Raw genomic sequence first — 11,941 nt, forward strand, 5'->3', positions numbered from 1 at the left:
CAAATCATTATAAGGCGACACGTATTATAATAATATTATGATAGATGCGCCGCGTCTTATAGTCAATTTCAAGACGTATGAGCACGCAAGCGGAACGCATGCAATTGAACTTGCAAAAAAAATTCTTATTAATAAATGCGTTTTTGTTTGTCCCCAACTTATTGACCTTCCGTTTATCAAAAAACAAGTATTTGCACAACACGTAGACCCAATTACACCTGGACGAAATACCGGATTTATAAGCCCTCAAACGCTCAAACATCATGGCGTGCGCGGCTCACTTATCAATCACTCAGAACACCCCATAAGCCTCACTAATATTAATCATACTATCCGCATTCTAAAAACCCTCTCAATGACCTCAATTGTTTGTTCACCAACAGCCCAGCATGCGCGTAAAGTCTCAAAACTCAAACCTGACTTTGTTGCTTTTGAACCGCCTGAACTTATAGCAGGAGACGTGAGTGTATCACGCGCTCAACCGGATAATATTCTTGCTGCAGTAAAGAACTCGCGCGTGCCCGTTCTTGTTGGCGCCGGGGTAAAAACCAAAAAAGACGTGCGCGCGGCAACAGAGCTCGGCGCATATGGCGTTCTTGTTGCAAGCGGGGTTGTAAACGCAAAAAACCCGACACGTATTGTGCAATCCTTTCTTTCACACCTTCCTTCTGACACAACATAATCTTTATCTATACGGTGCGCGTTAAAACTAAACGGGGAATGGACAAACTTATTCACACTAAACTCACAAAGCTTGAGCTTGAACTCAAACGACTGGGATTTCATGAATTATTTATACGAAATTCGATTGAATCACTTGAAGAGGATGCTTTTGAACTGCTCTCAAGCACGCATGCGGGCGATCATTTGAGAAATTATTTTCGCTTTCTTGAAAACAAAACCAATTTTATCACAACTGAATTCCTGCACAGGCGAAAACGTGAAGTGCACAACCCGCTCTGGGACTCGCGCGTGAATCAAGCACTTGAACAAATTGAACGCGTAGCGCCAACTGAAAAACTTTCAGAATTTGCTAAGCAACTGCTTTCTCAAAGTTTATTGCGCTAACTCAAACTTTTTATAAACGCATTAAAAAGAACAATCACACCAGTGAGCACGAAAAACACGCCTCCCACGCTCACATTTGCAGGAATGTATCCCAGACTTTTTGCAAGCATAGCTGAACCAACAAGAAACATGATTACGCCAAGGGCAAGAGAGAAGCTGACTGTTTTTGCGCGCTTTCTGCTTTTATCCAAATACAGATTGCAAAACATCTCAATTGGATCAAAATTTTTAAGCATATTATATTACAAGCGCGTTTATGTATTAAAACATTATTCTTTACTAAATAATTCGCGCAAACGCGCCCCCACTCCAATTGAAATAAGATAGTCACGAACCGCAACAGGAACAAACTCCTGCCAGGAAGGGTCATTTTGGATGATACGCCGGCGGATTTCTGAACCATTTGCTTTTACCATGCGGGGTATGCGCTCCACATCATGAGAACGATATAATGCGCGAACCACAAATTCATTATTTGAGTACACACTCCCAAAGCGGAGCGCAGAAACAAGCGCGCGCCATTTTGCAAGGTCATGCACGTCATCAATCGGCACTAATTCAAACGGGGTTTGAAACGTTTCTAACGCGCGCATAATCATGTGTCTTCGCTCACTAAGCGTAAACGGATTTGTAATGGTCTGCTCACTATTTGCTGAACCAATCCCGATAATAATGCGCTCATTTTTTTGCGCAATATACTCAAGGGCATGCATGTGCCCTTTATGGAATGGTTGGAATCGACCAATAAACAATGCAGTTACCACACTCCTGTTCTATGCAGGCCGATGATAAGAATGTTATGAACCAAAAATCACTAGTTTTTTAATAAACAAAAAACCAAACAATATCAGGGAGGCAAAGAGCATGGGAAAACTCATTGAATACTACGGAACTGAATGCGTACACTGCAAAGAAATGGAACCGCACATAAAAAAGCTCGAAAAAGAGACAGGGCTTAAAATCACTAAAAAAGAAGTCTGGCACGACGAAAAAAACGCGCGCGAATTTCATGAGAGTGATAAGGGACGCTGTGGCGGCGTACCTTTTTTTTATAATGAGAATACAACAGAATACTTGTGCGGCTCAACAGACTATAAAACGTTCAAAGCATGGGCAACTAAAGGAACAAAACCAAAAAAGAAACCTGCGTTAAAAACAAAAAAATAACGGTACTCTATGAAAACAAAACAGGATGCGTATAGTATTTCATACGCCCCCATATTAGATGCAAAAGGAAATGTAGACCGAGCACGCGAGCCAAAACTCTCGGACAAAAACCTGGAGAGCATGTACGCAACAATGGTGCTGACCCGCGAATTTGACAAAAAAATTCTCGCACTCCAACGACAAGGCAGGATTGGCACGGCAGTAACCGTGACTGGTCAGGAAGCAGCACAAATTGGTGTTGCTCATGCTATGCAAAAAAAAGACTGGCTTGTTCCTTCATTTCGTGAAACTGCTGCATACCTGCAACGCGGACTCCCCCTGCAAAACATACTCCTCTACTATGGCGGTGATGAGCGAGGAAGCATCCCTGCAAAAGGCGAAAAAGACCTGCCAGCATCAATACCTGTTGGAAGCCAGCCCCTCCACGCGGTAGGCATTGCAATGAGCATGCGCATTAAAGGCGAAGCTGGCGCGGTTGTCACGTTCTTTGGTGATGGTGCAACAAGTGAAGGAGAATTCCATGAAGCAATGAATTTTGCCGGTGTTTTCAACGCGCCTGTCGTGTTTGTGTGCCAAAACAATCAGTTTGCTATTTCAACACGGCACCAAAACCAAACTGCTGCAGAATCATATGCGCAAAAAGCAATTGCGTACGGTTTTAAAGGCGTGCACGTGGACGGTAATGATATTCTTGGTGTGTACGCTGCCGCGCGTGAAGCACTTACAAAAGCGCGCAACGGCGGCGGACCAACGCTTATTGAATGCTATACATATCGCCTGGGAGACCACACCACTTCAGATGATGCAACGCGCTACCGCGAAGAAAAAGAACGCAAAGAGTGGGAGAAGCGAGACCCGATTATTCGCTTTAAAGCATACCTTTCAAACAAGGGTGTGTGGAATGCAAAAAAAGAAGCCCAGCTTGCAAAACGCGTTGCAAAAAAAATTGATGACGCGCTTCGCGCATTTGAAAGCACGCCCGCGCCAAGCCCAAAAGACCTATTTGCGTATACCTATAAAGAAATGCCACAAACGCTTAAAGATGAGTATACCTCTGTGTTTGAGAAGTGAAGGTGAGGCGTGCGTGAACCTGGAGGACGCGGTGAATATTCGAGTAATACCCTTACAAACATACGAGCCAGAAATGGTTGTTGCCCTTGACAACGTGCTTCTTGAAGGCATTGAAGCGCAAAAAGCACCGCCAACACTTATTTATTACCGCTGGAAAGGAAAAACTATTTCTCTTTCTTACGCGCAAAGCATTGAGGACGTTCATCTTGATAAAGTACGAGAGCATGGCTACACGCTTGTGCGCATGCCAAGCGGAGGAGATGCAGTATTCCATCATGACACCCATGACTTTTCTTACACGCTTATCATGCCAAAACATGCGCTACCCCTACCCAACTTGAATAATCCTTTGCACGTGTACGAACACTTATGTGCAAAAATCGTAAATGCGCTTGATGAGATTGGCATACCCGCACGTGTTGACCAAAAATCAGGTGTGTATGTAGGCAACACAAAAGTGTGCGGAAACGCAAGCAGACTCACTTCAAAAAGTGTGCTGCTCCAAGGAATTATCCTGCACAAAAAATCAGAAGACTCACGTGTGCACACCATGCTTGACATCATGACCCGTTACTCACAACAAGACTATGCAGAACTGCGAAACCTTCTTTCAGGTCTTGATGCCTACGCACCGCAGGTGAGTGTTAAAACTATTATCACCCACCTCACGCGCTCGCTTACTAATAATGCATACACAATAGGAAGTCTTACAAAAGAGGAACAAACAAAAGCACAAAAACTCTATAACCAGTATAAGCGCAACCCATTGCAAACAAAAGGTTCAAAACTGCGTGGTTTGTGTTGGTTATCACGGAGGGAATAACACACATCACATGACTGAGATGAATATGGTTGAAGCACTCAACCTCGCACTCCGCCAGGAAATGCAAAACAACACGCGCGTTGTCGTGATCGGAGAAGATGTTGGCATTGACGGAGGGGTATTTCGCGTTACTGAAGGACTTCTCAAAACATTTGGAAAAGAACGCGTTATAGACACGCCTCTTGCTGAAGCAGGCATTATTGGAACATCAATTGGCATGGCAATCAACGGACTCTTGCCGGTTGCTGAAATTCAATTCTCAGGATTTATCTATCCTGGCTTCAACCAGCTTATAAGCCACGCATCACGCATGCGCACCCGCTCACGCGGACACTACTCGTGTCCCCTTGTTGTTCGCGCACCATACTCAGGCGGGGTTCGCGCGCTTGAACACCACTCAGAGAGCATGGAAGCACTCTTTGCACACACGCCCGGGCTCAAAGTTGTGATTCCTTCAAACCCCTATGACGCAAAAGGACTGCTTATCAGCGCAATTCGCGACCCTGACCCGGTTATATTTTTAGAACCAAAAAAAGTGTATCGCTCAATCAAACAAGACGTACCAAAAAAAGAATACACCCTAGCCCTTGAACAGGCACATGTTGAAAAAGAAGGCAGTGACATCACGCTTATTGGTTGGGGTGCTATGATGAAACCCCTGCGTGACGTGGTTACACGCCTGGGTGATGTGAATGCTGAACTTATTAATCTTCGAACCATCTCACCGCTTGACACAAAAACAATTATTGACTCAGTTAAGAAAACCGGTCGCTGCGTTGTAGTGCATGAAGCGCCGCGCAGCTTTGGTGTTGGCGCTGAAATCATTGCGCGTATTAATGAAGGCGCATTCAAACAACTTGCGGCACCTGTTGAGCGCGTGACAGGTTTTAGCACGATTTTTCCACTCTACAAACTTGAAGAACACTATCTTCCAAACCCTACACGCATTGTTAAAGCAATAGCGCGCGTTATAAATTATCATGAGGTACACTAATGGTATACGAATTTGCATTTCCTGATGTTGGCGAAGGAATATCTGAAGGAGAAATAATTAAGTGGCACGTCAAAAAAGGCGACACGGTAAAACAAGACCAAACCCTGGTTGAAATCGAAACAGATAAGGCAGTAGTAAATATTCCAAGCCCCACAAAAGGAAAAATAACACGCCTTCACGCAAAAGAGGGCGCCACTCTCAAAGTCGGCGCGTTACTTATTACCATTGATGACGGCAAAAAAGGCAAGACATCACACGCCAAACAAGAGGAAAAAAGCGGTCCTGGCGTTGTTGGCAGCATTGCAGAAGCAAGTAATGAACCAGTGAGCGGAAAATTATTTCTCAGAAAAGAAGGTGCACAAAAAGCACCAAAAACAGTAGTTCAAAAAAAATATGATTTTTATGGATACGTGGAACGAATCCCGCTCAAAGGCATCCAAAAAAGCGTTGCAAAAAACCTCAGTGAAAACCATAAAGTCGCGCCTCTCGTGACCGTCATGGACGAAGCTGACGTGACCACGTTGTGGGATGTGCGCAAAAAAGCAAAAGAACAAGGACTCAAAAAGAACGTGCACGTAACATTTTTGCCGTTTATCATGCGCGCTGTGCTTCTTGCACTCAAAAAACACCCTATTCTTAACAGCGAATTTGACGCAGAGGGCGAGCAAATAATCGTTAAAAAATATTATAATTTTGGCATTGCCGTTGACACTAATGACGGGCTTGTCGTACCCGTAGTAAAAGGCGTTGACCAAAAAAACGTGTTTAGTTTAGCAAAGGAATTAGAAGACCTTGGAAAAAAAGCGCGTGCAAAAAAGCTAAACCTCCAGGACCTGAAAGGAAGCACGTTTAGCATTACAAACTGGGGCAGTTTTGGCGGCACATGGGCCACACCTGTTGTGAACCCTCCTGAAGCAGGGATTCTTGGCATGGGCAGGATTAATGAACGGATTGTTCCTACAAAAGACGGTGTTGGCGTGCGAAAGTTTTTGCCACTCTCAGTTACGTTTGACCATCGCGTCACTGATGGCGCAAACACAGCAAAGTTTATTGAAACACTCAAAACATACTTACAAGACCCAAAAAAACTCAGCTAAAAAAAGTAATTATTAAAAATAACGCGGACTCATCAAACGATTGCGAAGCAGAAATGTTCTTAGCACGTAAAGTGCAATTGCAAACACGCCGCCGCCAAGCCACCACACACCATTGCCCAGAATCAGGCTTGCAGAAAACACGCCAATAAAAAAATACATGAGCGCGCCAGTAATATCATACAAGAATGCAATACCATCAAAACGGGTACCAAATAGTTTATCAACAATCTTGTGCGCAAAGCGACCGCCCCTTCGCGAAACCGGGCGCGGCATTTCTCGTTTCATAATGTTTATTAACTCACTTAGAATTTATATTTCTATGGTTAACGTTCTTGTTAACGGGGTGGGCGTTATTGGTAAGCGCGTTGCGCACGCGGTTCATATTCAAAAAGATATGAAACTCTTTGGCATTGCTGATGCGTTTCCAACATCAGCGCTGCGAACAAACACGCAAAAAGGCGCGCCACTCTATGGTGTTAACGTGTATGCAAGTAATGCGGACTTTGTTAAAAATTTTTCAGAAGGAACCTATCCTATACAAGGAACACTCGAAGACGCGCTTAAAACCGGTAAGGTTGATGTAGTTGTTGATTGCACGCCAAAAGGTGTTGACGCAAAAAACAAACCGCTCTATGAACGGTATGGTGTGAAAGTGATTTTTCAAGGAGGCGCGAACGCGAATATTGCGCATACGAGTTTCAACGCGTTTGCAAATTATAACGAAGCAAAAACAAAACAATTCGTGCGTGTAGTCAGCTGCAACACAACATCAATTATCAGAACACTTTACACACTGAGCAAAAAAGCAGATATCAAAGAAGTACACGTTTCGCTTGTTCGCAGAGGAACTGACCCCTGGGATGCGCGAGAAGGACCAATGAACGCGATTGTTCCTGTGCCCTACATACCCTCACATCATGGTCCTGACGTGAACACGGTTCTCAAAAACATTAAAATCACAACCATGGCAGTAAAAGTGCCCACAACACTTGCACACGTGCACATGGTGCATGCAAAAATCAAAACACCACTTTCACGCGAACAATTAGTTACTGCATTTATGGCAACGCCACGTGTTGCAGTTCTCAAAGCCGCGCACGGCTTTGATTCAACTGCGTCTGTTCACGAACGCTATCGGGACTTGCTTCGACCGCGCTATGACATGCCTGAAGTTGTTATATGGGATGAAACCATTAGCGTTCAGGGAAAAGACGTGCACTGGATGCACATGGTTCACTCAGAGAGCATTGTGATTCCAGAAAACATTGATGCCATACGGGCAATGACAGGGCTTGAGTCAAGCGCGAAAAAAAGTGTTGAAAAAACTGATGCTTCATTCAAATACACTGCGTTTGGGTAATTTAGAGGGAATTAACTGCAAACAGGGGATTCGCAGAAAAAAAAACATAACGAGAAGCGTTTGAGGGCGGCTATGCCCTCTCACAATTCCGTTTGTTTTTGTTATTTATTTTTTAAAAGAAGCGGTGCAATGCGCTCAAGCTTTGCACGCGTTTCTTTACCTGATTTCATATCCCGAATTGTTGCAATTCCTTTTTCAATCTCTTTTGGACCAAGCACAATAATGAAGGGTATTTGTTTTTTGTCCGCGTACGCGATTTGTTTTTTCAAATTCTTAGAAACAACATCAGTCTCCACGTTAAGACCTGCATCACGAAGCTGCACGCTAAGCATAATCGCATTCTCTAACGCGCTTTCATTTACTGCGCACACGAACACGTCAGTCACGCTTTCAACTTCTTTAACCATGCCTGCAATTTTAAGCACATCAACAATTCTGCTCACGCCAAATGAGAACCCAACAGCAGGAATTTTTTGTCCAAGAAATAAACCAATCATGTTATCATACCGGCCACCAGAGCCAACGCTTCCCAATCCTGCGTCAGATATTTCAACTTCAAAAACAGGACCGGTGTAATAATCAAGACCGCGAGCAATGCTCAAATCCAATTGCACGTTTTTTCCAATGCCATACGCGTTTACAAAACGCATGAGTCGCGAGAGCTCTTGAAACCCCTCTTCATTGACAAATTCTTTTTCAAGACGTGCAAGAACACTCTCCGCGTTTCCGCGAAGCCCTGTGTAATCAAGAAGTTTTTTTGCCGTACGCTCATCTATACCTAAACCGATTAGCTCAAAGAGCACGCCTTTTTTCCCGATTTTTTCAAGCTTGTCAATAGCCCGAAACGCGTCAAGTGATTTTTTAGGATTAAGACCTGCCTTAGTCATACAGGCGTTTAAGAGTTTGCGGTCATTTATGCGAATCACAAATTCTTTAAAGCCAAGCAAGCGAATGGCACGCGCTACTGCGGCAAGCAATTCTGCTTCAGCCCGCATTGACTCGCTTCCTACGGTGTCAATATCAAATTGGTAGAATTCACGATATCGTCCGGTCTTAATATCTTCATATCGCCACGCGCGGTCATACTGGTAGCGTTTGAACGGCGTGACAAAATGAGGATTCATTGCAATGTAGCGCGCAAGAGGAACGGTCTGGTCGTATTTAAGCCCTAAATGTCTGCCTGCAATCTTGAAGTTGTATGTTTCTTTTTTTATTGCATCCCCGCCAGCGCCCTTAGCTGAGAGAACATCAAAGTTTTCAAGCGCGGGCGTGCCAAGCGGCACAAATCCGTACGCGAGAAATGCCTGTTTAATGGTGTCAACAACGCGTTCTTGCACGAGCATTTCTTGCGGGCCACGGTCTTTTGTGCCCTTCACGTTTTCAACAGTCATATCTCTAGTCATGGTATATCATCTTTATTAATTATTGCACAAAACCCTCTTCTTGCTCTCACAAGAGATGGTTGAAGGGCCCGAGCCGGGAATCGAACCCGGTTCCCCACGGCCACAGCGTGGGATACTAACCCGTATACGACTCGGGCCATAAGTGAAGACAAACACCCAACAGGGGAGAACGGTTCGCCGTATTAACATTAGCAAAAACGTTGCAGTTAATGAAGGCAATCACGTGTCATTACTCAATAACCCATTTATTCACACTTTTTAAATGTTTGTATCAGTCACGTTTTTATACTTCCCGCGCCTGAGTGAGTAGTATGCTTGGCAGTACAATTCGGGTATTCCAACCCTGGCTTGTCTCATTCCCGTTTTTTCCAGCAACCTTGCTTTTTGTCGTGCTCCTTGCGTTTTTAATTTGGGCGTGGGCACTTGCTGACGTGCTTCGCTCACACCTGCGCGCAGAAGAAAAAATGTTGTGGTTTGCTATTATCATTATTTTGTCTGTACTTGGCGTACTCGCCTACGTGCTCCTTGCTGACCGGAAAAAAAAGCGAAAACGCCTCTTTTTTTGGAAAAATAAACCCTTATACCGCAGCAAAAAAGACCGCTATCTTGCAGGTATTGCCGGCGGCATGGCAAAACGCTTCAAGCTCGACCCCCTGCTTGTTCGCATTCTCTGGCTTGCACTCACGCTGGTAAACCCTCCAGCAGGCATTATGGGTTATGTAATTGCATGGGCTGTGCTGCCAGAAAAATAAACACGGTTTTTAGAGCACACCTTGTTTTTGCAAATACTTAAAAAAATCAAGCAAGCCCCGTGTATACTTGTACTGCGAAACAAAACCATTATTGTCTTGCGCGCTTACGCGCTCTTTGAGCGCTTCTCCTGCGTTGCTTGGACAACCCATAAAATCAGATTTTTCAAGCATGCTCCAATCCTGGAGGGTATCGCCAAAACTTGCAACTGGTTTTTTAGCAAGATGCATAAGATTTCCTTTTTCAATGTGAGGAAGCACAAATTCAACACCGCAATAAAGGTCGTAGGCTTTTACGTGATGCAAAGGGTAGTGCGGCGTGAATAAGTCTTCAAGCTCATGATTAAGGTCATGGTCAAATACAAGTGTGCCATTCTCAACTTTTCGCGTGAACAAAATCATGTTATATTTGCGGTCAGTCTCAACAAATACAATATCTTCATGCTCTGCATACTTTTTTGCTATATGGCCGGGCTTTTTGAACACTAAGGAAATGTTTTCTCCAGTCACATAATTAATCTTATGCTCGTCGAGCAAGGAAAAAAGCATGGTTGAGTCAAAACCCTGATGAAAACTTTTTGACTCACCGGTTTGCGGGTAAAACACATATGCCCCGCGTTCGGCAACGATGTGGCCATTTAAGTTGAACGGTTCATACCATTCTAGAATAGAATGAAGAGAACGATTAGAATTAAGATGTATTTCAACACCCTGTTTCATCATGCGGCTAAACGCACTATTAATAGTAGGAAAGGGTATGGTCAACGTGTTTGCGCCTGACACAAGACAGCCATCAATATCTAGAACAAGACTGCGTAACGATTCCATAAACAAGACATAGATGGCTTTGCGCTTTTAATGATTATGCGCATAAAGAAGTGCTTTATGCTTTGCAAAACTCAGGGCTTTTTCAACATCATGCGAGAAAAAATCACAAAAACGCTGCACATCATCAACATACCCGTTCAAGCCATAGCTGTTGACAACGCGGGCATCGCAGTACACAAACACGTTACCACGCCCCTGAAACGCGCGCAATTTTGCCGTGTCCTCAACCCATACCTGCAGGCCGGTGAGGGTAAATACGTGTGCAACACCAATACGGAAAAGAAATTCGCTCAGTTCTGCGCGTGTTTTTAATGGCATGCTTAGTTGCAACGGATTGGGCATGCGCCATGCGCTTGCAAGCGAAAACAACACTTTTTTTGGCTTAGTTATGTGAGTAGCATTCTTTTTTTCTTTTCGAGCAAGACCTTGTGCAATAAGTTCGTAGAGCACTTCATGCACGTATTGACGTGAACAACCCGCACGCAACGCTATATCTGATTGGCGCGTCATGCCAAGCAGTGCATGCTTTTTGACAAACCATGACAGGGGAATAGTCATTGTGTTTGTGAAAATGATGAAACCCTATTTAAAATTTGTCAAGTATTTGCTTGATTATTTAAAAAGCAGGGTATAGCACTATGAGAGCGCAGATTCTTGCAAAACTCAATGAATTAGCTACCCTTGGCGTGCATACCATTCTTATTGGTGAGTATGGCAGTGGCAAAAGTCATGTGCTGCAACGCGTTAAAGGCGCGTATTGTCCAACACCAAACCTAGGCGTGCATGAATTATCTGTTGCATCAGGCATTCGCGGTTCACTGAGCGCGCAGCTTGACTGTTTGCTTAAAAAAGATGCAATGGTGTTTGTTATTGATAACTTTCATGAACTCACCCCCTCAAAGAAGGAACTTATCACCACACTTGCACACACCCATACTATTATTGCAGCAGCACGTTTTGTGCCTGAGGGTTTTAAACACTGGCACACTATGCGTCTTATTCCTTTGAACGTGCGCGAGTGCGCGGACCTGCTCAAAGACTACGTGCTTGATGCGAGTGTAAAACAAACCCTTGTTCGTAAAGCAAAAGGCAACCCCGGAAAGCTCGTGCACATGGCACGCATGCATGAATCACTTGGATATCATAGACACGGTCGCAAAACGCGCGTGTTGTTTGACCTTTCTCAAGTGACAAACTACGCACTCTCACTGCGTTACGTGTTCATGTTTTCGCATCAGTGGGAACTGTACGCACTCGTCTCTTTTTTTGCCTATGCACTTATTGGTTTTAGAAGACGCTCACGCTACCGCAAATAACTAACTTCTTGTTTTTTTATTCTTTTTTTGTTATAATAAAGATTTATAAAGCACATGCGAGCTTC

Annotated in this window: 15 protein-coding genes and 1 tRNA gene; 10 read left to right on the top strand and 6 right to left on the bottom strand. The window is 44.1% G+C overall.

Features of this window, described 5'->3' with window-relative positions:
- The first annotated feature begins 37 nt into the window (after positions 1 to 37).
- Both COT72_01565 and COT72_01570 read left to right on the top strand, forming a co-directional pair.
- Complete coding sequence (locus tag COT72_01565) at positions 38 to 682, top strand: triose-phosphate isomerase (GenBank protein ID PIO00375.1); 645 nt, start codon at positions 38 to 40, stop codon at positions 680 to 682.
- 38 nt (positions 683 to 720) lie between these two features.
- Positions 721 to 1,068: a hypothetical protein gene (locus COT72_01570; protein ID PIO00376.1), complete on the top strand. Its 348-nt coding sequence runs from the start codon at positions 721 to 723 to the stop codon at positions 1,066 to 1,068.
- Here the strand turns inward: COT72_01570 and COT72_01575 are convergent.
- The gene (locus tag COT72_01575) at positions 1,065 to 1,304 is read right to left on the bottom strand and encodes a hypothetical protein (protein PIO00377.1); all 240 of its coding nucleotides are present in this window, start codon (positions 1,302 to 1,304) and stop codon (positions 1,065 to 1,067) included. The two genes, COT72_01570 and COT72_01575, sit on opposite strands and share 4 nt — an antisense overlap.
- Before the next feature lie 33 nt (positions 1,305 to 1,337).
- Entirely contained in the window at positions 1,338 to 1,781 is a 444-nt protein-coding gene (locus tag COT72_01580) for a nicotinate-nucleotide adenylyltransferase (GenBank protein PIO00378.1), read from the bottom strand.
- Between the two features lie 151 nt (positions 1,782 to 1,932).
- Here COT72_01580 and COT72_01585 point away from each other — a divergent pair, with 151 nt between their 5' ends.
- From COT72_01585 to COT72_01610, 6 genes are all read left to right on the top strand, one after another.
- Positions 1,933 to 2,235 carry a hypothetical protein gene (locus COT72_01585; GenBank protein PIO00379.1) on the top strand — a complete coding sequence of 101 codons (303 nt, stop codon included), beginning with the start codon at positions 1,933 to 1,935 and terminating at the stop codon, positions 2,233 to 2,235.
- Between the two features lie 9 nt (positions 2,236 to 2,244).
- The gene (pdhA, locus tag COT72_01590) at positions 2,245 to 3,306 is read left to right on the top strand and encodes a pyruvate dehydrogenase (acetyl-transferring) E1 component subunit alpha (GenBank protein PIO00380.1); all 1,062 of its coding nucleotides are present in this window, start codon (positions 2,245 to 2,247) and stop codon (positions 3,304 to 3,306) included.
- Positions 3,185 to 4,129: a hypothetical protein gene (locus COT72_01595; GenBank protein PIO00381.1), complete on the top strand. Its 945-nt coding sequence runs from the start codon at positions 3,185 to 3,187 to the stop codon at positions 4,127 to 4,129. The genes pdhA and COT72_01595 overlap by 122 nt, the downstream gene beginning before the upstream one ends.
- Positions 4,130 to 4,139: 10 nt before the next feature.
- On the top strand, positions 4,140 to 5,123 hold the full coding sequence (locus tag COT72_01600) for an alpha-ketoacid dehydrogenase subunit beta (protein ID PIO00382.1): 984 nt from the start codon (positions 4,140 to 4,142) through the stop codon (positions 5,121 to 5,123).
- Positions 5,123 to 6,220: a 2-oxo acid dehydrogenase subunit E2 gene (locus tag COT72_01605; protein PIO00383.1), complete on the top strand. Its 1,098-nt coding sequence runs from the start codon at positions 5,123 to 5,125 to the stop codon at positions 6,218 to 6,220. The genes COT72_01600 and COT72_01605 overlap by 1 nt, the downstream gene beginning before the upstream one ends.
- 157 nt (positions 6,221 to 6,377) lie before the next feature.
- Positions 6,378 to 7,580 carry a type II glyceraldehyde-3-phosphate dehydrogenase gene (locus COT72_01610; GenBank protein ID PIO00384.1) on the top strand — a complete coding sequence of 401 codons (1,203 nt, stop codon included), beginning with the start codon at positions 6,378 to 6,380 and terminating at the stop codon, positions 7,578 to 7,580.
- A 101-nt stretch (positions 7,581 to 7,681) separates the two neighbouring features.
- Here the strand turns inward: COT72_01610 and hisS are convergent, their stop codons facing one another.
- Together hisS and COT72_01620 are read right to left on the bottom strand one after the other, a co-directional pair.
- Positions 7,682 to 8,983 (bottom strand): histidine--tRNA ligase, encoded by a 1,302-nt coding sequence (gene hisS, locus COT72_01615; protein ID PIO00385.1) that lies wholly within the window; start codon positions 8,981 to 8,983, stop codon positions 7,682 to 7,684.
- Positions 8,984 to 9,048: 65 nt separating this feature from the next.
- Positions 9,049 to 9,120, bottom strand: a tRNA-His gene (locus tag COT72_01620).
- A 174-nt stretch (positions 9,121 to 9,294) separates the two neighbouring features.
- Here COT72_01620 and COT72_01625 point away from each other — a divergent pair.
- Complete coding sequence (locus COT72_01625; GenBank protein ID PIO00386.1) at positions 9,295 to 9,735, top strand: hypothetical protein; 441 nt, start codon at positions 9,295 to 9,297, stop codon at positions 9,733 to 9,735.
- A 9-nt stretch (positions 9,736 to 9,744) separates the two neighbouring features.
- Here COT72_01625 and COT72_01630 read toward each other — a convergent pair whose 3' ends face one another.
- Together COT72_01630 and COT72_01635 are read right to left on the bottom strand one after the other, a co-directional pair.
- Positions 9,745 to 10,560 (bottom strand): hypothetical protein, encoded by an 816-nt coding sequence (locus COT72_01630; protein ID PIO00387.1) that lies wholly within the window; start codon positions 10,558 to 10,560, stop codon positions 9,745 to 9,747.
- A 27-nt stretch (positions 10,561 to 10,587) separates the two neighbouring features.
- Entirely contained in the window at positions 10,588 to 11,118 is a 531-nt protein-coding gene (locus tag COT72_01635) for a hypothetical protein (GenBank protein ID PIO00388.1), read from the bottom strand.
- 80 nt (positions 11,119 to 11,198) lie between these two features.
- On the opposite strand from COT72_01635, the gene COT72_01640 reads away from it, so the two are divergent.
- Positions 11,199 to 11,876, top strand: coding sequence for a hypothetical protein (locus COT72_01640; protein ID PIO00389.1), 678 nt, complete (start codon positions 11,199 to 11,201; stop codon positions 11,874 to 11,876).
- Positions 11,877 to 11,941: the final 65 nt, after the last annotated feature.

This window comes from archaeon CG10_big_fil_rev_8_21_14_0_10_43_11, from assembly GCA_002763265.1.
GTDB lineage: Archaea > Nanobdellota > Nanobdellia > PEZQ01 > PEZQ01 > PEZQ01.

Bases quoted from the DNA above. Each gene is read 5' to 3' on its own strand.
- COT72_01565 (PIO00375.1), top strand. From the start codon at position 38: ATGATAGATGCGCCGCGTCTTATAGTCAATTTCAAGACGTATGAGCAC.
- COT72_01570 (PIO00376.1), top strand. From the start codon at position 721: ATGGACAAACTTATTCACACTAAACTCACAAAGCTTGAGCTTGAACTC.
- COT72_01575 (PIO00377.1), bottom strand. From the start codon at position 1,304: ATGCTTAAAAATTTTGATCCAATTGAGATGTTTTGCAATCTGTATTTG.
- COT72_01580 (PIO00378.1), bottom strand. From the start codon at position 1,781: ATGCATGCCCTTGAGTATATTGCGCAAAAAAATGAGCGCATTATTATC.
- COT72_01585 (PIO00379.1), top strand. From the start codon at position 1,933: ATGGGAAAACTCATTGAATACTACGGAACTGAATGCGTACACTGCAAA.
- pdhA (PIO00380.1), top strand. From the start codon at position 2,245: ATGAAAACAAAACAGGATGCGTATAGTATTTCATACGCCCCCATATTA.
- COT72_01595 (PIO00381.1), top strand. From the start codon at position 3,185: ATGACGCGCTTCGCGCATTTGAAAGCACGCCCGCGCCAAGCCCAAAAG.
- COT72_01600 (PIO00382.1), top strand. From the start codon at position 4,140: ATGACTGAGATGAATATGGTTGAAGCACTCAACCTCGCACTCCGCCAG.
- COT72_01605 (PIO00383.1), top strand. From the start codon at position 5,123: ATGGTATACGAATTTGCATTTCCTGATGTTGGCGAAGGAATATCTGAA.
- COT72_01610 (PIO00384.1), top strand. From the start codon at position 6,378: ATGAGCGCGCCAGTAATATCATACAAGAATGCAATACCATCAAAACGG.
- hisS (PIO00385.1), bottom strand. From the start codon at position 8,983: ATGACTAGAGATATGACTGTTGAAAACGTGAAGGGCACAAAAGACCGT.
- COT72_01625 (PIO00386.1), top strand. From the start codon at position 9,295: ATGCTTGGCAGTACAATTCGGGTATTCCAACCCTGGCTTGTCTCATTC.
- COT72_01630 (PIO00387.1), bottom strand. From the start codon at position 10,560: ATGGAATCGTTACGCAGTCTTGTTCTAGATATTGATGGCTGTCTTGTG.
- COT72_01635 (PIO00388.1), bottom strand. From the start codon at position 11,118: ATGACTATTCCCCTGTCATGGTTTGTCAAAAAGCATGCACTGCTTGGC.
- COT72_01640 (PIO00389.1), top strand. From the start codon at position 11,199: ATGAGAGCGCAGATTCTTGCAAAACTCAATGAATTAGCTACCCTTGGC.